This window comes from Cellulomonas pakistanensis (assembly GCF_016862755.1).
Classification (GTDB): domain Bacteria; phylum Actinomycetota; class Actinomycetes; order Actinomycetales; family Cellulomonadaceae; genus Cellulomonas; species Cellulomonas pakistanensis.
In genome coordinates, this window is the sequence record NZ_BONO01000035.1 from 1 (window position 1) to 17877 (window position 17877).

Genomic DNA, 17877 nt, shown 5'->3' on the forward strand with positions numbered 1-17877 from the left:
CCTACCAGAGCTTCTTTCCTGCCCGATCCACCCTCGCGGGCGGCTCCGACATTCCGAAACCCTACCAGGGCTTCTGGCTGTCGTTTTCGGTGAAAGTCTCCACCGCTTTCGACCTCCTAAACCCTACCAGGCTTTCCGGAGTGCTTTGTGCGTGATTCACGCGACATTGCTGCCGGAAGGTCCCGGTCCGGCACGACGAACCGGGCGCCGCGAGGCGCCTGGTCACGTACCGGGGGGTGCCGCCTTCGGGACCGGCCTGCGGGTCGAGCCGCGCAGTCCGTGCCTCCCGTTCGGGCAGCTCGGAGAACATTACGCGTGCACCCCGCCGCCGTCAACTCCCCCGGCCACGCCCGCGCCGCCGGCAGCACGACGCCCCCGTCACCTGCGCGAGCAGGCGACGGGGGCGTCGGGAGGCGGCAGGCGTCAGGCCGCGACGAGCGACCGGAGCACGTACTGCAGGATGCCGCCGTTGCGGTAGTAGTCCGCCTCGCCGGGGGTGTCGATCCGGACCACCGCGTCGAACTCGACGACCGAGCCGTCGCCCCGGGTGGCCGTCACGTGCACGGTCCGCGGGGTCGAGCCCTCGTTCAGCGCCGCGATGCCGGCGATGTCGAAGGTCTCCGTGCCGTCCAGGCCGAGCGAGTCCGCGGACTCCCCCGCCGGGAACTGCAGCGGCAGCACGCCCATGCCGATGAGGTTCGACCGGTGGATCCGCTCGAACGACTCGGTGATGACGGCCCTCACGCCGAGGAGCGCCGTGCCCTTGGCCGCCCAGTCGCGCGACGAGCCGGAGCCGTACTCCTTGCCACCGAGGATCACGAGCGGGACGCCCGCGTCGGCGTACGCCTGGGCGGCGTCGTAGATCGACGTCTGCTCGCCGGTCAGGTGGTTCACCGTGAAGCCGCCCTCGACGCCCGGCACGAGCTGGTTGCGCAGCCGGATGTTCGCGAACGTGCCGCGGATCATGACCTCGTGGTTGCCGCGGCGGGACCCGTAGGAGTTGAAGTCGCGCCGCTCGACGCCGTGCTCGGCCAGGTACCGGCCGGCCGGGCTGTCCGCCTTGATCGACCCCGCGGGGCTGATGTGGTCGGTGGTGACGGAGTCGCCCAGCTTGGCGAGCACCCGCGCGCCCGACACGTCGACCACGGGGGCCGGCTCGGCGGCCATGCCCTCGAAGTACGGGGGCTTGCGCACGTAGGTGGACTCCCCGTCCCAGGCGAAGGTGTCGCCCTCCGGGGTGTCCAGCGCCCGCCAGCGCTCGTCGCCCGCGAACACGTCGGCGTAGTCGGACTCGAACATCGAGCGGTCGATGCTCGCGTCGATGGTCGCCTGGACCTCCTCCGGCGTCGGCCAGATGTCCGCGAGGAAGACCGGCTGCCCGTCCGTGTCCGTGCCGAGCGGCTGGTTCTCGAAGTCGAAGTCCATCGTGCCGGCGAGCGCGTACGCGATCACCAGCGGCGGGGACGCCAGGTAGTTCATCTTCACGTCGGGGTTGATCCGGCCCTCGAAGTTCCGGTTGCCCGAGAGCACGGACACGACGGACAGGTCGTGCTCGTTGACGACGGCCGAGACCTCCTCGGGCAGCGGGCCCGAGTTGCCGATGCAGGTGGCGCAGCCGTAGCCGACCAGGTGGAAGCCGAGCTTCTCGAGGTAGGGCCAGAGGCCGGCCTTCTCGTAGTAGTTCGTCACGACCTGCGAGCCCGGCGCCATGGAGGTCTTCACCCACGGCTGCGACGTGAGGCCGCGCTCGACGGCCTTCCGCGCGAGCAGCGCCGCGGCGAGCATGACCGAGGGGTTCGACGTGTTGGTGCAGGACGTGATGGACGCGATGACGACGGCGCCGTGGTCGAGCTCGGTCGTCGTGCCGTCCGCGAGGGTGACCGGCACGCGCTTGTGCGGGCGGCGGGCGGCGTCGCCCCTCTCGACGTGGGCCGGCGCGTCCGAGGAGTCGGCGTGCTCGCCCGCGGCGATCGGGTCGGAGGCCGGGAACGTCTCGTCGACCGACTCGTCCAGGCCGGTGAACACCGCGCGCTCGTCGTCGGACACGTAGTCGAGGATCGAGGTCGCGAACGACTCCTTGGCCTCGGACAGCTCGATGCGGTCCTGCGGACGCTTCGGGCCGGCGATCGACGGGACGACCGTGCCGAGGTCGAGCTCGAGGTACTCGGAGTACGCGGGCTCGCGGGACGGGTCGTGCCAGAGGCCCTGCTCCTTGGCGTACGCCTCGACCAGCGCGAGCTGCTGCTCGGAGCGGCCGGTCAGGCGCAGGTAGTCGAGCGTGACGTCGTCGATCGGGAAGATCGCGCAGGTGGACCCGAACTCCGGCGACATGTTGCCGATGGTGGCCCGGTTCGCGAGCGGCACCTGGGCCACGCCCTCGCCGTAGAACTCGACGAACTTGCCGACCACGCCGTGCTGGCGCAGCTGCTGCGTGATCGTGAGCACGACATCGGTCGCGGTCACGCCGGACGGGATCGAGCCGGTGAGCTTGAAGCCGACCACGCGCGGGATGAGCATCGAGACGGGCTGGCCGAGCATGGCCGCCTCGGCCTCGATGCCGCCGACGCCCCAGCCGAGCACGCCGAGGCCGTTGACCATCGTGGTGTGCGAGTCGGTGCCGACGCAGGTGTCCGGGTAGGCGCGGAGCGCTCCGTCCACCTCGCGCGTCATGATCCCGCGCGCCAGGTACTCGATGTTGACCTGGTGGACGATGCCGGTGCCCGGCGGGACGACCTTGAAGTCGTCGAAGGCGGTCTGGCCCCAGCGCAGGAACTGGTAGCGCTCGTGGTTGCGCTGGTACTCGATCTCGACGTTGCGGCGGAACGCGTCCTCGCGCCCGAACACGTCGATCTGCACGGAGTGGTCGATGACGAGCTCGGCCGGCGCGAGCGGGTTGATCCGCGTCGGGTCGCCGCCCAGGTCGACCATGGCCTCGCGCATGGTGGCGAGGTCGACGACGCAGGGCACGCCGGTGAAGTCCTGCATGATCACGCGGGCGGGCGTGAACTGGATCTCGGTGTCCGGCTCGGCGGTCGGGTCCCACGCGGCCAGCGCGCGGACGTGGTCGGCGGTGATGTTCGCGCCGTCCTCGGTCCGCAGCAGGTTCTCGGCCAGGACCTTGAGGCTGTACGGCAGCTTCTCGGTGCCGGGGACCGCGTCCAGCCGGAAGATCTCGTAGGTGTCGTCGGCGACCTGCAGCCGGGACTTCGACCCGAAGCTGTCGACGGTGCTCACAGGTGGGCTCCTTCGTTGGCGAGTGCGGCCGGGCTGGGGGTCGGCCACCGGAACGGTAAGTATCTTGACGTCAAGATACATCCTACCCGACGCGCCCCGGACGGCGACCCGCGGCGCGTGCCCGGGATGTCGCCGCCGGGGTCGCGACAGGGGCGACGGGCGGTGCGGCGGTCGCTACAGCCCGCGGCCCTCGGCGGCGCGGCGCTCGCGCTCGACGGCCTTCTGGTGCTGGCGCGGGTCGTACTCGGGGGTGCCCTGCTTGTCCCGCTCGGTCGTGGCGCGGCGGCCGGCCTCGGCCACCCGGCGCGCCGCCTCGGCGGCGGTCTCGCGGGGGTCGCCCTCGTGCGGTGCAGTCATCGCTGACTCCTTCTGGCGGTGGGCGGCGCCGCGGGCCGCGGCGCCCGGTCCCACGCTAGGACGCCCCGCGCGCCCGCGCGAGGGCATCCGGCGCCCGACCTGCGGCGATCCGGCGCTCGGGACCGGCGCCGCCGACTGAGCCCGGTGGCTCCGGCCGAGCTCGGTGGCTCCGGCGACTTCGGTGGTTCCGGCCGAGTTCGGTGGTTCCATCCACCGCAGTCGGCGCGAACCTCCGAACTCGCCGGCAGCAGCGCCGCCGCGGCAGCCCTGGCCCGCCCGGGCCGCCGGGCCCGCCCCGGGACGCCGGGTCAGCGCTCCAGGACCGCGACCGCCTCGACGTGGTGCGTCATCGGGAACAGGTCGTACCCGGTGACGTCGGCGAGCCCGTAGCCCTCCTCCGCCAGGTACGCCACGTCCCGCGCGAGCGCGGCCGGGTCGCAGGCCACGTACACGACGCGGCGCGGCGCCAGCCCGGCGACCGCGCGCACGACGTCGCGCCCGGCGCCCACGCGCGGCGGGTCGAGCACCACGGCGTCGACGCCGGCGCCGGCGGCGCCCGACGTGAGCACCTCCGCGACGTCGCCGCCGTGCAGCGCGACCCGCGGCCGGTCGTGCAGGTTCCGGCGCGCGTCCCGGACGGCGCGCGCGTCGCCCTCGACGGCCACCACGGACCCGGAGGACCCGACGGCGTCCGCCAGCGGCAGCGTGAACAGGCCCGCGCCGGAGTAGAGGTCGAGCACCCGCCCGCCGTCGACGTCGCCCAGCGCGTCCAGCACGGCGCCGGTGAGCGCGGCCGGCGCCTCGCGGTGCACCTGCCAGAAGCCGGCGGCGGCCACGCGGTACGCCCACTCCCGTTCGCCGACCCGCACCTGCTCGCGCACCGCCGACCGGGCGTTCGGCCGCGGGTCGACCTTGCCGCGGCGCAGGTCGAACGGCTGGTCGTCGACGAGCACGATCGGCGCGTCCCCGCCGGCCGGCGCGACGGCCTCGATGCGCGCGCCGCCCGACCAGCGGCGGCCGAGCAGGTCGAGGTCAGCCAGGGCGTCGCTCATCAACGGCATCGACGAGACCGCGACGACGTCGTGCGAGCGGAACCGGCGCATGCCGGCCCGGCCCTCGCGGTCGGCGAGGAACCCGACCCGGGTGCGCCAGCCGAGGCCGCCCCGCTCGTCGTCGCCGGGCAGCGCGCGGACGGGCACCGTGCGCTCGACGCGGGCCAGCCGCTGCAGCTGCTCGGCGAGCACCGCCGCCTTCCACGCGCGCTGCGCGGCGGGGCGCACGTGCGCGAGCTCGCCGCCGCCGACGCCGCCCGGGCCGGCCTCGGGCCACGCGGAGTCGACGCGGTCGGGCGAGGCCTCGAGGACGTCGACGGCGTCGGCGCGCCAGAACCGCGCCGTGTCCCCCGTCTCGGTCAGCCGCGCGACGACCTGCTCCCCCGGCAGCGCGTGCCGCACGAACACGACCCGCCCCGGACCGTCGTCACCGGGCGTCCGCAGGCGCGCGACGCAGTGCCCGCCGTGGGCCACCGGCCCGACCTCGAGCTCGACCAGGTCCCCGGGCGCCGCGGCGCCCCGCGCCTCAGAGCCCACGGTGGGTGGTCCGTCGCACGTGGTCCTCCATGCCGGTCTGCCCTTCGGTCGATGCGAGCTGCCACGGGACGGACGCCACGACGACGCCCGGCGTGAACAGCAGACGGCCCTTCAGCCGCAGCGCGCTCTGGTTGTGCAGCAGCTGCTCCCACCAGTGGCCCACGACGTACTCGGGGATGTAGACGACCACCAGGTCCCGCGGGCTCTCCCGCCGGATCGAGCGGACGTAGGTGATGACGGGCCGCGTGATCTCGCGGAACGGCGAGTCGAGCACCCGCAGCGGCACCGGCAGGTCCATGGCCTCCCACTGCGCGCGCAGCGCGGCCGCGTCCTCGGGGTCGACGCCGACGGTGACGGCCTCGATGGTCTGGGGGCGCGACGCCCGGGCGTACGCGATCGCCCGCATGGTCGGCCGGTGCAGGTGCGAGACCAGCACGAGGGCGTGCACGCGGCTCGGGAGCGCGCGGGCGGCGGACGGGTCGGCGCCCAGAGCGAGCTCGGCGCGCACGGCGTCGTAGTGCCGCCGGATGCCCTGCATGCCGACGAACACGACGATCATGGCCAGGATCGCGATCCACGCACCGTGCGTGAACTTCGTGATCAGCACGATGACGAGCACGGTCGCGGTCATGCCGAAGCCGATCGCGTTGATGACCCGGGACCGGAGCATCTGCTGCCGGCGGCGCGGGTCGGGCTGGGTGCGCAGCTCGCGGGTCCAGTGCTTGATCATGCCGAGCTGGGACAGCGTGAACGACACGAAGACGCCGACGATGTACAGCTGGATCAGCCGGGTCACCTGGGCGTCGAACGCCAGGATGAGCGCGATCGCCCCGGCGGCCAGCGCCAGGATGCCGTTGGAGAACGCGAGGCGGTCGCCGCGGGTGTGCAGCTGGCGCGGCAGGTAGCCGTCCTTGGCGAGGATCGAGCCGAGCACCGGGAACCCGTTGAACGCGGTGTTCGCGGCCAGGATCAGGATGAGACCGGTGACCACGGACACCAGGTAGAACGCCGGCGGGAACGAGTGGAAGATCGTCTGCGCGAGCTGGCCGATGACCGGGTCCTGCACGTAGCCCTCGCCGACCGGCACCCCGTCGCGGAGCAGCTGCTCGGCCGGGTCCTCGACGTAGTGCACGCCGGTGAGCCGCGCGAGCGTGAGGATCGACATGATGAGGAACACCGACAGCGCGCCCAGCAGGAGCAGGGTGGTGGCGGCGTTGCGGGACTTCGGCTTGCGGAACGACGGGACGCCGTTGCTGATCGCCTCGACGCCGGTGAGGGCGGCGGACCCGGACGCGAACGCCCGCAGCACGAGGAACGCGCCCGCGGCGCCCATCAGGCCCTGGTCGAACGCGTCGGCCGGGACGATCGTCAGGTCGGCGCTCTCGGCGGGCTGCAGGTTCCCGGTCAGGTACTGCACGAACCCGACGACGGCCGTGCTCCCGACGGCGAGCATGAACAGGTACACCGGGATCGCGAACGCGCTGCCGGACTCCCGGACGCCGCGCAGGTTCGCGAGGGTGAGCAGCACGACGATGACCACGGCGAACAGCGCCTCGTGCCCGCGCAGCGCCGGGATCGCGGACGCCGCGTACTGCGCGCCCGACGACACGGACACCGCGACGGTGAGCACGTAGTCGACGAGCAGCGCGCTCGCGACGGTGACGCCGGCCTTCGGCCCGAGGTTCACGGTGGCGACCTCGTAGTCGCCGCCGCCCGACGGGTACGCGTGCACGTTCTGCCGGTACGACGCGATCACGGTGATCATGACGACCACGACCGCCAGGCCGACCCACGGCGAGATGACGGTGGCGCTCACGCCCGCGAGGGCGAGCGTCAGCAGCACCTCGTCGGGGGCGTAGGCGACCGACGACAGGGCGTCCGACGCGAAGATCGGCAGGGCGATCCGCTTCGGGAGGAGGGTGTGCCCCAGGTTCTCGCTGCGGACCGGTCGGCCCAGCAGCAAGCGTTTGGCGGCATCCGCGAGATCCGGCACGAGCGACCATGCTAGGCGCACCGCGACGGTTCCGGCACCGGCCGCGGCGTGGGACCCGCGCGGGGGTATAGCGTTCCGCGTTGTGCACTTCGTGATCATGGGCTGCGGCCGCGCCGGCGCGACGCTCGCGCAGTCGCTGGAGGGCCACGGCCACTCCGTCGCGGTCATCGACCAGAACCCCGACTCGTTCCGCCGGCTCGACGCGGAGTTCGCCGGCAGCAAGGTCACGGGCCTCGGCTTCGACCGGGACACGCTGCGCCAGGCCGGCATCGACGACGCCTACGGCTTCGCGGCCGTGTCCGACGGCGACAACTCGAACATCCTCGCCGCGCGCGTCGTGCGGGAGACGTTCGGCGTCGAGAACGTGGTCGCCCGGATCTACGACCCGCACCGGGCCGAGATCTACCAGCGGCTCGGCATCCCCACGGTCGCGACCGTGCGGTGGACCGCCGACCAGGTGCTCCGCCGGATGCTCCCGATGGGCGCGACCAGCCAGTTCACCGACGCGTCCGGCAAGATCAGCCTCTCCGAGGTCGACGTGCACGACGGGTGGGTGGGCAAGCCGCTCCGCCTGCTCGAGGAGGCCAGCGGCGCCCGCGTCGCCTACCTCACCCGCTACGGCGACGGGCTGCTGCCCGACGCCCAGACCGTCCTGCAGGAGAACGACATCGTGCACCTGCTGCTCCGGGCCGAGGAGTCGGCCACCGTCGAGCGCATCGTCACCGCGGCGCCGGAGGTGCAGGCATGAGGGTCGTCATCGCGGGCGCCGGCTCGGTCGGCCGCTCCATCGCGCGCGAGCTGCTCGCGAACGGCCACGAGGTCACGCTGATCGACCGGCAGCCGTCGGCGATGCGCGTGGCCCAGGTCGCCGACGCGGACTGGCTGCTGGCCGACGCGTGCGAGCTGCCCACGCTCACGCAGGCGCGCACCGACGAGTGCGACGTGGTCGTGGCCGCGACCGGCGACGACAAGGCCAACCTGGTGATCTCCCTGCTCGCGAAGACCGAGTACGGCGTGCCGCGCACGGTCGCCCGCGTGAACAACCCGAAGAACGAGTGGATGTTCGACGAGGCCTGGGGCGTCGACGTCGCGGTGTCCACGCCGCGGATCATGACGGCGATGATCGAGGAGGCCGTCTCCGTCGGCGACCTGGTGCGGATCTTCACGTTCCACCAGTCCGGCGCGGACATCCTCGAGCTGACCCTGCCGGACGACTCGCCGCTGGCCGGGTCGATGGTCGGTCAGATCGACTGGCCGGCGGACACCGTGCTCGCCGCGATCGTGCGCGACGACCGCCCGTTCCAGCCGTCGGGCGACGACACGCTCGAGGGCGGGGACGAGCTGCTGTTCGTCACCGGCCGCGAGGCGTCCGAGGCCGACCTGGCCGCGCTGCTCTCGAGCCGCGTACCAGGATCCAGCTCGCCCACAGCACCAGCGCGGTGAGCGGCACGCCCATCACGAGCTTGGCGGTGCCGAGCCAGGCGACCTCGTCAGCGTAGTACAGCGGCACCTGCACGAGCAGGCGCAGGCCGAACATCCCGGCCCACAGCCAGGTCACCAGCGCGTACCGGCGCAGCAGCGCCGGGTCCCGCCGCCACGCGACGGCGCCGGCCCAGGAGCCCGACTCCGACATCGGCCCGTCGCCGCGGAACAGGCCGAGCACCAGGCCGACCAGCGGCCAGCGGACCAGGACCGACACGACGAACGCCAGCAGGTAGGCGACGTTGGTGAGCAGGCCCCACGCGAAGTAGTCGCTCGCGTCGCCGGTGCGCCACGCCCAGACCACGCCGATGCCGACGCCGAGGACGCCCGACAGCGCCTGGGTCAGCGGGCTGCGCTGGACGAGGCGCGCGACGACGGCCACGACGGCCGCGGCGACGGCGGCGATCAGCGCGGGGCGCAGCTCCTGGCCGGCCACGACGTAGACGACGACGAACAGCAGGCCGGGCAGCACGGACTCCACCGCCCCGCGCACGCCGCCGACGGACTCGGCGAGCGAGAAGTCGTCCGCCTCGATCGCGCGCATGCCGCGCGCGGGCACGGCGTCCTCCGGCGCACCCGCGGCGGGGACCGGCGGCGGCTCCTGCGTCCCGCGCGGCTCGTGCGTGCCGGGGCCGGTCGGGGCCGTCGGGTCACTCACCCGGACGCGGCCGCAGCTCGTAGCGGGGGTTGAACATCGAGCGCCGGCCCTCGCGGGTGCACACCAGGCCCTCGACCTTGAGCCGGCGGCCCGGCTCGATGCCGGCGATCTCGCGGCGGCCCAGCCAGACGAGCACCAGGTTGCCGCTGCCGTCGTACAGGTCGGCCTCGAGCGCGGGGACGCCCTGGCGCGGGCGCAGCACGACCGAGCGGATGACGCCCGACACCTTCACGCGGTGCCGGTCGGGCGTCTGGGAGACGGGCACGCAGCCCTTCGCTCGGACGGCGTCCTCGCGCTCCTCGTCGGCCTCGATCTCCTCCTGCGACGCGACGGCCTTGCGCAGGCCCTCGCGCAGCGACAGCGGCGACATGTCAGCGGATCTCCGTGATCTCCGGCCCGCGCTGCAGCGGGTCGAACGTGGGGGCGGCCGGCTCGACGGGCGGCTTCGGGGCCGCGGCCTGGTCCGGCAGGGTGAGCGCGAGCAGGTCGCGCGGGGCGCGGGCCTCGGTGCCGCGCACCACGACGGTGCGGCGGAACAGGTCCTCGAGCTGCGCGGCGGCGGCCTCGTCGACCGCGGCGCGGCCGGTGATGACGCCCCGCAGGAACCAGCGGGGGCCGTCGACGCCGACGAATCGCGCGGGGCGGTGGCCGGTCCGGCCCTCGGGGGTGCGCACGGGGAGGCGCGCGAGCAGCTCGCGGCCGAACGGGCCGGGCACGTCGTCGACGGCGCCGCCCTGCTTGCGCACGGACTCGCCGATCTCCTCGCGGATCTCGTCCCAGATGCCGTCGGTGCGCGGCGCGGCGAACGCCTGCATCTGCAGCGTGGAGCCGTCGATCGTCACGCCGACGGCCGTGACCGTCCCCGACTTCTTGTCGATCTCCATGCGCAGCTCCATGCCGTGCACGCCGGGCAGCCGCAGGGCGCCCAGGTCGACGCGCGGTCCGGCGGGGACCTCCTCGCCGGAGTCCCACGGACCGGACGACCGGTCGACGGCCGGCGCCGCGGGGGGCTCCGGGGTCGGGTCCTGGGCCAGGTCGACCGCGGGGGTCGCCGGGTCGGCCACCGCCTCGGCTGCGTCGACGCCGGCCGCGGTCTCGTCCTGGGCGGTGCGGTCCTTCGCACCGCGCCGGAATAGCGCCACCCTCAGTCCCTTCCCCGGGTCGCCCGCGTCGCGGGCACGTTCGTCACCACAGTAGTCCGCGCCCGGCGGACCACCTAGCGGGCCGCCTGCGTGTCCGCCGTGGGCGCACCCGTACCCCCGGCGGCGTGCCAGCCGCCGCTCGACCCGAACCCGCCCGCGCCGCGGACGGAGTCCGGCAGCTCGGCCGCCTCGACGAACGCGGCTCGCTCGACCCGCTGGATCACGAGCTGGGCGACGCGGTCGCCGCGGTGCAGCACGACGGGCTCGCGCGCGTCGGTGTTCAGCAGCGTCACGGCGATCTCGCCGCGGTAGCCCGCATCGACGGTGCCGGGCGCGTTGACGATCGTCAGGCCGTGCCGCGCGGCGAGGCCGGAACGCGGGTGCACGAAGGCGGCGTAGCCCTCGGGCAGCGCGATCGCGACGCCGGTCGGCAGGGTGACCCGCTCGCCGGGCTCGATGGTGGCGTCCACCCGGGTCACCAGGTCGGCACCGGCGTCGCCGGGGTGCGCGTAGGCGGGGACCGGCACGCCCTCGTCGAGGCGGCGCAGCAGGATGGTCGTCGTCTCGGTGGCCGCGGGGGCGGGCGCGTCGTCCGTCACGGGCCCCGACCCTACCCGCCGCGCCCGGGTGGGATGCTGGGTCCGTGCAGACGACGACCGCCCCCGCCTTCGCCGAGCGCCTCTGGCCCTCTCCCGCCGGCTGGCTCGCCGTGCCCGCCCTCGCCGCGATGCTGGGGATCGTGCTGGTGCCGCTGTCGCCGGTCGCCGCCGCGGTCGCCGCCGCCGCGGGCCTGGTCGCCGCCGCGGCCGCCGCGGTCCGGCTGTCCACGCCCGTCCGGGTCGAGGGCGGCGAGCTGCACGCCGGCGACGCGCACGTGCCGGTCGCGCTGCTGCGCGCGCCCCGCGCCCTCGACGCGGCGGAGACCCGGCACGAGCTCGGCCCCGGCCTGGACGCGCGCGCGCACGTGTGCCTGCGCGGCTGGGTGCGGACGGCCGTCCGGGTGGAGCTGGACGACCCGGCCGACCCGACGCCCTACTGGGTGGTGTCGACCCGGCGGCCCGCCGAGCTGGTCGCTGCGCTCGGCGGGGACCCGGCCGCGGGCGCCGGCGACCCGGGCACCCGCTGACACGACGACGCCGGCCGGACCACGGGGGTCCGGCCGGCGTCGTGACGGCTGGAGGGGGCGCGCCCGCCGGTCAGGACCGGCGCCACGCCCGTGGGCAGCTCAGGCCGCGCACTCCGAGCAGACGGGCATGCCGTCCTTCTCGTAGGCGAGCTGGCTGCGGTGGTGGACCAGGAAGCACTTCGAGCAGGTGAACTCGTCGGCCTGGCGCGGGAGCACCCGGACCGAGAGCTCCTCGCCCGACAGGTCCGCGCCCGGGAGCTCGAACCCCTCTGCGGCTTCGGTCTCGTCCTCGTCCACCACGCCCGAGTTCTTGTCGGAGCGCCGGGCCTGGAGCTCCTGCAGCGAGTCCTCGCTGAGGTCCTCCTCGGTCTTGCGCGGGGCGTCGTAGTCGGTTGCCATGTGGTGTGGTCACGCTCCGTCTGGTGGTCGGGATCGGCGTACGCGGGATCAAGCGAACGGGGCTCGCGGTTTGTTCCCGGTCAGGCGCCCCGGATTGTGCCTCATTTCGGAGCGCGGCGCACGCCCGGCTCAGTCGTCCGCGTCGGCGCCCAGCTCGGCGAGCAGCGCGGCCAGCTCGTGCACCGTCGCTGCGGGCCCGACGACCGACATCTCGACGCCCGCCGGGGCCCCGCGCAGGCCGCTGACCTGGGCACCCGCCTCGATCGCGATCACCTGGCCGGCCGCGAGGTCCCACGGGTTGAGCCCGCGCTCGTAGTGCGCGTCGAGGGAGCCCTCGGCCACCCGGCACAGGTCGAGCGCCGCCGAGCCGATGCGCCGGACGTCCCGGACCCGGGGCAGCAGCTCGGCGAGCACCCGGCCCTGCGCGCGGCGCCGGGCCGCGAGGTACCCGAACCCGGTGCCGACCAGCGACGAGGCCAGCGGCCGCGCCGGGTTCACCTCCAGGCGGACGCCGTCGCGGAACGCCCCCTGGCCGCGCCCCGCCGTGTACGTCCGGCTGTCCTCGACCGCGTGCACGCAGCCCGCGACCGGCGTCCAGCGCGCCGGGTCGGGGTCGCCCGCCACCACGCCGACGGACACCGCGAAGGCGGGGACCCCGTAGAGGTAGTTGACCGTCCCGTCGATCGGGTCGAGCACCCAGGTGAGGCCGCTCGTGCCGGGCTCCAGGCCGTGCTCCTCCCCCAGCACCCCGTCGTGCGGCCGGTGCTCGGCCAGCAGCGCGCGCAGGTGCGACTCCGACGCGAGGTCCATCGCGGTCACGGGGTCGACGTCGCTGGACTTGGTCGCGGCCACCTGCACCCGGGCGGGGCGGGTGGCGCGGATGAGGTCGCCCGCGGAGCGCGCCACGCGCTCGGCCAGCTCGCTGAGGGCGCGGACCTCGGCGGGGTCCGGCAGCGGGGCGGGGTCGACGCGGGCGGCGGGGTCGGCGGGCGTGGGCGTGGGCTGGGCGGCGCTCGTCACGCGCCCATCCTGCCCGAGGACGGGGCGCTGTGCGGGGCGGCCCGTCGCGGCGGTGGGCGGTGCGCCGCGCGGCCGTGCGGGGCGCCCTGTCGGGGCGGTGCGGCCGGCGCGGGTCAGCCCGCGTCCGACCCCCCGGCGCCCCCGCGGCCCGCGGCGCGGGACCGCCGGACCCGCGCCACCCAGCGGAGCAGCGGCGCGGGCTGCTCCGGCGGCAGCCCCGGCCCGGTCCCGCCGCGCCCCGTCCCCCCGAGCCCGCCCCGCCGGCGGCCGACCCGGTGCGCGCGCTCGACCCGCTCCTCGCGAGCCGACCGCCCCGTGCGCCCGACGCCCCCGACCCGGCCCAGCCGCGCCCGCGCGGCCGACCGGTCCCACGGGCCGGGCGCCTGCCAGCCGAACCGCAGGGCGACGAGCCGGATCCCGAGCACGGCCACGACCGCGGCGACCACGGTGCCCTCGGACAGGGCCTCCTCGCGCCACAGCACCACGACCACCAGCGCGCCGAGCAGGGACGGGATGGCGTAGAGCTGCCGCTGGTGCAGCACGGCCGGCACCTCGCCGGTCAGCAGGTCGCGCAGCACACCGCCGCCGACCCCGGTGACGATCCCGGCGAACACGGCGGCCGTCGCCCCGACGCCGTACTCGAGCGCCTTGATCGTCCCCACGACGGTGAACAGCGCCAGCGCCCCGGCGTCGAGCACCAGCACGAGCCGCCGCAGCCGGTGCAGGCCCGGGTGCGCCGCCCACGTGACCAGGCCCGCGGCGCAGGCGGTCGCGACGAACTCCCACTGCGCGATGCCGACCGGCGGGATCGCGCCGATCAGCACGTCGCGCAGGATGCCGCCGCCGAGGCCCGCGACCCACGCGAGCACGACGATGCCGAACACGTCGAAGCTCTTGCGGACCGCCGCCAGTCCCCCGGACAGCGCCCCGACGAACACGCCCAGGAGTTCGAGGACGGGCTGCAGGGGGAGGTCGACGTGCACAGGGGAGATCATGGCAGCCGGGAGTTCGTGCGGCGCACCGCCGAGCCTCCCCGGGATCGGGCCCCGGCGATGGCAGGCTCGTCCGCGGAACGATGGGAGATGTCATGGCCGAGCTGGAGCTGATCGGGCTGCACGAGGACGGGGAGCACCTGGTCCTCGCCGCGGCCGACGGGCAGCGCTACCGCCTGCGCATCGACGAGCCGCTGCGCGCCGCCGTCCGCCGGGACCGCCCGCAGCTGGAGCAGATCCGCGCCGAGCAGTCGGGCGTGCCGAGCCCGCGGGAGATCCAGGCGCGCGTGCGCGCGGGCCAGTCCGCGGAGCAGATCGCGGAGGAGTCCGGGCTGGCCGTCGAGCACGTGCGGCGGTTCGAGGGCCCCGTGCTCGCCGAGCGCGAGTTCGTGGCGGAGCAGGCGCGCGGGACCCGGGTGGGCCGCGACGTCGGCGCGCCGGTGCTGGGCGACCTCGTGGTGGACCGGCTGGCGGCGCGCGGCGTCGACACCGGGGCCGTCGCCTGGGACGCGTACCGCGAGGCCGGCGGCGGCTGGGTCGTGGTCGCGCGGTTCCGCGTGGAGGACGCCGAGCGCGAGGCACGCTGGACGTACGACGCGCAGGCGCGCGCCGTGCACGCCGAGGAGGACGAGGCCCGCTGGCTCTCCGAGACGGAGATCGCCGACGGCCCGGTCCCCCGCCGGCACCTGTCCGCCGTGCGCGACCTGTACGACGTGGACGCCGACGTGCGCCCGGTGCTGGCGGCCGTCGACGGCCCCGGCCACCCGCAGCACCGCGAGCCCGACGACCCGGCCGACGACCTGCGGGCGACGCACGAGCTGCTCGACGACCTGCGCGCCCGGCGCGGCGTGCGGCAGACGCTCGACCTCGAGGGCGACGACGAGGACGGCGACGCGTTCGGCGGTTTCGGCCCGCAGCACGCGTTCGACTTCGGCCAGCTGGACGCCCCGGACGTGGCGGGCTCGCACCCGGTCGATCCGGAGCCCGCAGCCGAGGCGCGGGTCTACCCGGCCCCGGCCCGCCCGCGGGCCGTCGAGGACGAGCCGGAGACGCCGGTGGCGCTGGAGCCCGGCGAGCCGATGCCCCCCGCCGGGGGGCCCGGCGCCTCCGGGGCGGCGGCCGGCCCGGAGGAGGACACGACGCCGGCGCGGGCCGAGGACCAGCCGAAGCCCCGCTCGGGCGGGCGGCGCGGCCGGCCCAAGGTGCCGAGCTGGGACGAGATCGTCTTCGGCGCGAAGCCGGAGTGACGCGGCCGGAGTGACGCGGCCGGGCCGCGCGGGCGGTCGACGCGCCCAAGGCCACGGGCGCGCCCGGCAAGACCCGCGCGCCCGGGCCGACCCGCGCGCCCGGGCAGGCGCGTTCAGTCGCCCGCGAGCAGCGCCTGGTCCAGCGTCTGCGGCGACAGCGCCGCGGCGCCCGAGGTGCGCGCGGTCATCCGCAGCCGGTGGTGCCGGCGGCACAGCACCTCGTAGCCGACCGCGTCCTCGTCCGCCGGCACGGCGACGTCGCCGACCACGACCTGCGCGCCCTCGACGACCATGACGCCGTGCTCGGTGCGCGCGTTGTGCGTGGCGCGGGCGCCGCACCAGCACAGCGCCTGGACCTGCAGCGTCTCGACCCGGTCGGCGAGCTCGAGCAGCCGCGCGGAGCCGGCGAACAGCCGGGTGCGGAAGTCCGTGGTGATGCCGAAGGCGAACACGTCCACCGCCAGGTCGTCGACGACCGCGCCGAGCTGCTCGACCTGCTCGGCGGAGTAGAACTGCGCCTCGTCGCAGATGAGGAAGTCCACGCGCTCGCCGTTGCTGCGCCGGGTCACCACCTCGGCCCAGAAGTCGGTGCCCGTGGTGACCTCGTGCGCGGGGACGGACAGGCCCAGCCGCGAGGACAGCACGTGCTCCCCCGCGCGGTCGTTCTGGGTGAACAGCACCCCGCCCCGGCCGCGGGCCGTGTGGTTGTGGTGCATCTGCAGCGCCAGGGTGGACTTGCCGCAGTCCATGGTGCCGCAGAAGAAGACCAGCTCGGCCACGTGCTCCTCGTTCCTCGTGCTCGTCGTGCGGTGGTGCGGTGGTGCGGGCCGGGCGCGCGCGGCGGCCCGGTCAGGTGTGGACCGCGAGCAGCGGCACCCGGACCTCGGCGGCGGTCAGCGATCCGTGCACGCCGACGAGCTGCAGCGACGCGGGGGTCTGCGTGCGGGAGTCGACCACGGTCGCGCGGCCGGTCGCGGCCACCACCAGGTCGCCGATCAGCGGGCGCACGTGCGCGGACACCGGGCCGAACAGCCCGGCCGCCACGGCGTCGTCGCCGGTCAGCACGACGGCGTCGTCGCCGAGCACGTCGGCCCAGCGCCCCTCGGCCGCGCGCGGGTCCACGCCCGGCTCGAGGTGCACGTGCAGGGCGCGCGGCTCCCCCGCGACCAGCGCGACGCCCTCCGCCAGCCCGGGCGTCGTCGCGACGTCCCACCGCCGGGCGGGGTCGACGTCGACCATGCCGTGGTCGGCGGTGACGACGACGGTGGCCCCCTTCGGCAGCGAGCGCACCAGCCGGCGCAGCTCCCCGTCGAGCGCCTCGAGCTGGTCGCCCCACTGCCAGGAGCCGGAGCCCTCGTGGTGGCCGGTCTTGTCGACGTCGCCCCAGTACAGGTAGACGAGCCCGGGCTCGCGCAGCAGCCGCAGCGCCGCGTCGACGCGCTGGGACAGCGACTCCGCCGCGCGGTAGCCGCCGCCGCGCAGCGCGGCCTCGGTGAGCCCGGACCCCATGAACTTCGCGGGGCCGACGGTCGTGACCGTGACGCCGTGCGCCACGAGCCGCTCGAACACGGTGGGCTCGCGCTGCCACTCCCGAGCCGGGCCGAGGCCGTCCCACGACACCATGTTGGCCAGCCCGCCGCTCGCGGGGTTCCGCACCGTGTACCCGACCAGGCCGGTGCGCCCGGGCCCGGTCCCGGTGCCGAACGAGCCCATCGAGGCCGCGGTGGTCGACGGGTAGCCCGCCGACAGCGGCGCGGACCCGGTCAGCAGCGAGCGCAGGAACGGGGCGTGCCCGGCGCGCTCGGCGAGGTTCTCGTAGCCGAGGCCGTCGACCAGCACGACGCACACCCGGTGGGTCGCGGGCAGGCCGAGCTGCGCGCGGCGCTCCGGCCCGTCCGGCACGGGCGCGCCCAGCGCGTCGGCGACGGCGGGCAGCAGGCCGGACAGCGACGGGCCCGCGTAGTCCGGCAGCACCAGCCCCGCGTCCGCGAGCCGGGCCGGCACGGTCGTGACCGACATCGTCAGCGCGCGCTCGCCGCGGACAGCCGCTTGGCGAACGCCACGGCGTCGCGGACCGCGCGCTCCCCCTCGGCCACGGCGGACACCCGGACGACGACGTCGTCGGGCGTCAGCGTGCCGGTGAGGCCGTGGTCCGCGTCGCAGCTCGGGTCCGCGCAGCCGGCGGGCTCCAGGTCGACCCGGGACACCGCGCCCCAGCCGATCGCCAGGGTGAGCTCCGCGGCGGCGGTGCCGGGCCGGTGCTGCTCGGGGCTCGCGATGACGTGCGTCAGGGCCACGGAGCGCAGCTCGGACAGCGGCACGGCCTCGGTGGTCGCGGCGGCGCTGGCGGACGGGTGCTCGCTGTCGGCGGGGTGGTCGTCCACGTGCGCCACGACGAGCCGCGTCGGGGTCAGCGCGAGCACGGTGACGTGCCGGCGCACCTCCTGCGCGTCGAAGGTGGTCTCGGGGTGCACGAGGTACGCCTCGACGGGCTCGTCCGCGAGGGCGACGTCCAGGACGTCGGCGACCAGGTCCGGGTAGTACCCGGCGCGGTGCAGGTCGCGCAGCAGGTCGGTGGAGGGGGCAGGCACCCGCACATCCTCCCACCGGTCGGGGCGCGCCGTCACACCCCCGCGCG

At 75.5% G+C, this 17877-nt stretch carries 18 protein-coding genes; 4 read left to right on the forward strand and 14 right to left on the reverse strand.

The annotated features are described in order from the left end of the window. Positions 1-423 precede the first annotated feature (423 nt). The 4 genes from Cpa01nite_RS17370 to Cpa01nite_RS17385 all read right to left on the reverse strand — a co-directional run bounded on the left by Cpa01nite_RS17370 (position 424) and on the right by Cpa01nite_RS17385 (position 7173). Positions 424-3234 (reverse strand): aconitate hydratase, encoded by a 2811-nt coding sequence (locus Cpa01nite_RS17370; protein ID WP_239068893.1) that lies wholly within the window; start codon positions 3232-3234, stop codon positions 424-426. A 174-nt stretch (positions 3235-3408) separates the two neighbouring features. Continuing rightward, on the reverse strand, positions 3409-3591 hold the full coding sequence (locus Cpa01nite_RS17375; protein WP_203670127.1) for a translation initiation factor 2: 183 nt from the start codon (positions 3589-3591) through the stop codon (positions 3409-3411). 308 nt (positions 3592-3899) lie between these two features. Continuing rightward, positions 3900-5180 carry a class I SAM-dependent RNA methyltransferase gene (locus Cpa01nite_RS17380; RefSeq protein ID WP_203670128.1) on the reverse strand — a complete coding sequence of 427 codons (1281 nt, stop codon included), beginning with the start codon at positions 5178-5180 and terminating at the stop codon, positions 3900-3902. Then, the gene (locus tag Cpa01nite_RS17385) at positions 5170-7173 is read right to left on the reverse strand and encodes an APC family permease (RefSeq protein WP_203670129.1); all 2004 of its coding nucleotides are present in this window, start codon (positions 7171-7173) and stop codon (positions 5170-5172) included. The genes Cpa01nite_RS17380 and Cpa01nite_RS17385 overlap by 11 nt, the downstream gene beginning before the upstream one ends. Before the next feature lie 97 nt (positions 7174-7270). Between Cpa01nite_RS17385 and Cpa01nite_RS17390 the strand changes: the two genes are divergently transcribed. Next, positions 7271-7921, forward strand: coding sequence for a potassium channel family protein (locus Cpa01nite_RS17390; protein ID WP_203670152.1), 651 nt, complete (start codon positions 7271-7273; stop codon positions 7919-7921). Beyond that, positions 7918-8616, forward strand: a complete 699-nt coding sequence (locus Cpa01nite_RS17395) for a potassium channel family protein (RefSeq protein ID WP_203670130.1) — start codon at positions 7918-7920, stop codon at positions 8614-8616. Before Cpa01nite_RS17390 ends, Cpa01nite_RS17395 begins: the two co-directional genes overlap by 4 nt. Here the strand turns inward: Cpa01nite_RS17395 and Cpa01nite_RS17400 are convergent. From Cpa01nite_RS17400 to dut, 4 genes are all read right to left on the reverse strand, one after another. Next, positions 8525-9313 carry a DUF3159 domain-containing protein gene (locus Cpa01nite_RS17400; protein ID WP_239068894.1) on the reverse strand — a complete coding sequence of 263 codons (789 nt, stop codon included), beginning with the start codon at positions 9311-9313 and terminating at the stop codon, positions 8525-8527. The two genes, Cpa01nite_RS17395 and Cpa01nite_RS17400, sit on opposite strands and share 92 nt — an antisense overlap. Continuing rightward, positions 9306-9674, reverse strand: coding sequence for an OB-fold nucleic acid binding domain-containing protein (locus tag Cpa01nite_RS17405; RefSeq protein WP_203670154.1), 369 nt, complete (start codon positions 9672-9674; stop codon positions 9306-9308). Before Cpa01nite_RS17405 ends, Cpa01nite_RS17400 begins: the two co-directional genes overlap by 8 nt. A gap of 10 nt (positions 9675-9684) precedes the next feature. Next, positions 9685-10455: a DUF3710 domain-containing protein gene (locus Cpa01nite_RS17410; protein ID WP_203670131.1), complete on the reverse strand. Its 771-nt coding sequence runs from the start codon at positions 10453-10455 to the stop codon at positions 9685-9687. A 74-nt stretch (positions 10456-10529) separates the two neighbouring features. Continuing rightward, the gene (gene dut, locus Cpa01nite_RS17415; protein ID WP_203670132.1) at positions 10530-11054 is read right to left on the reverse strand and encodes a dUTP diphosphatase; all 525 of its coding nucleotides are present in this window, start codon (positions 11052-11054) and stop codon (positions 10530-10532) included. Positions 11055-11098: 44 nt separating this feature from the next. On the opposite strand from dut, the gene Cpa01nite_RS17420 reads away from it, so the two are divergent. Next, positions 11099-11581: a DUF3093 domain-containing protein gene (locus Cpa01nite_RS17420; protein ID WP_203670133.1), complete on the forward strand. Its 483-nt coding sequence runs from the start codon at positions 11099-11101 to the stop codon at positions 11579-11581. Between the two features lie 99 nt (positions 11582-11680). On the opposite strand, the gene Cpa01nite_RS17425 is transcribed toward Cpa01nite_RS17420, so the two are convergent. The 3 genes from Cpa01nite_RS17425 to Cpa01nite_RS17435 all read right to left on the reverse strand — a co-directional run bounded on the left by Cpa01nite_RS17425 (position 11681) and on the right by Cpa01nite_RS17435 (position 13995). After that, positions 11681-11980, reverse strand: a complete 300-nt coding sequence (locus Cpa01nite_RS17425) for a DUF4193 domain-containing protein (RefSeq protein WP_146835284.1) — start codon at positions 11978-11980, stop codon at positions 11681-11683. A 129-nt stretch (positions 11981-12109) separates the two neighbouring features. Next, positions 12110-13000, reverse strand: a complete 891-nt coding sequence (locus tag Cpa01nite_RS17430; RefSeq protein ID WP_373307470.1) for an inositol monophosphatase family protein — start codon at positions 12998-13000, stop codon at positions 12110-12112. A gap of 113 nt (positions 13001-13113) precedes the next feature. Beyond that, positions 13114-13995: a trimeric intracellular cation channel family protein gene (locus tag Cpa01nite_RS17435; protein ID WP_203670134.1), complete on the reverse strand. Its 882-nt coding sequence runs from the start codon at positions 13993-13995 to the stop codon at positions 13114-13116. Between the two features lie 92 nt (positions 13996-14087). Here Cpa01nite_RS17435 and sepH point away from each other — a divergent pair, with 92 nt between their 5' ends. Continuing rightward, positions 14088-15239, forward strand: coding sequence for a septation protein SepH (gene sepH / locus Cpa01nite_RS17440; RefSeq protein WP_203670135.1), 1152 nt, complete (start codon positions 14088-14090; stop codon positions 15237-15239). Between the two features lie 113 nt (positions 15240-15352). On the opposite strand, the gene Cpa01nite_RS17445 is transcribed toward sepH, so the two are convergent. The 3 genes from Cpa01nite_RS17445 to Cpa01nite_RS17455 form a co-directional block, all read right to left on the reverse strand. After that, positions 15353-16018, reverse strand: coding sequence for a thymidine kinase (locus tag Cpa01nite_RS17445; protein WP_203670136.1), 666 nt, complete (start codon positions 16016-16018; stop codon positions 15353-15355). Between the two features lie 70 nt (positions 16019-16088). After that, positions 16089-17258 (reverse strand): alkaline phosphatase family protein, encoded by a 1170-nt coding sequence (locus Cpa01nite_RS17450; RefSeq protein WP_203670137.1) that lies wholly within the window; start codon positions 17256-17258, stop codon positions 16089-16091. A gap of 2 nt (positions 17259-17260) precedes the next feature. Further along, positions 17261-17830, reverse strand: coding sequence for a DUF5998 family protein (locus tag Cpa01nite_RS17455; RefSeq protein WP_203670138.1), 570 nt, complete (start codon positions 17828-17830; stop codon positions 17261-17263). Positions 17831-17877: the final 47 nt, after the last annotated feature.

Excerpts from the sequence above, each read along its gene's own strand:
- sepH (WP_203670135.1), top strand. The coding sequence starts at position 14,088 with ATGGCCGAGCTGGAGCTGATCGGGCTGCACGAGGACGGGGAGCACCTG.
- Cpa01nite_RS17390 (WP_203670152.1), top strand. The coding sequence starts at position 7,271 with ATGGGCTGCGGCCGCGCCGGCGCGACGCTCGCGCAGTCGCTGGAGGGC.
- Cpa01nite_RS17375 (WP_203670127.1), bottom strand. The coding sequence starts at position 3,591 with ATGACTGCACCGCACGAGGGCGACCCCCGCGAGACCGCCGCCGAGGCG.
- Cpa01nite_RS17395 (WP_203670130.1), top strand. The coding sequence starts at position 7,918 with ATGAGGGTCGTCATCGCGGGCGCCGGCTCGGTCGGCCGCTCCATCGCG.
- Cpa01nite_RS17450 (WP_203670137.1), bottom strand. The coding sequence starts at position 17,258 with ATGTCGGTCACGACCGTGCCGGCCCGGCTCGCGGACGCGGGGCTGGTG.
- Cpa01nite_RS17435 (WP_203670134.1), bottom strand. The coding sequence starts at position 13,995 with ATGATCTCCCCTGTGCACGTCGACCTCCCCCTGCAGCCCGTCCTCGAA.
- Cpa01nite_RS17425 (WP_146835284.1), bottom strand. The coding sequence starts at position 11,980 with ATGGCAACCGACTACGACGCCCCGCGCAAGACCGAGGAGGACCTCAGC.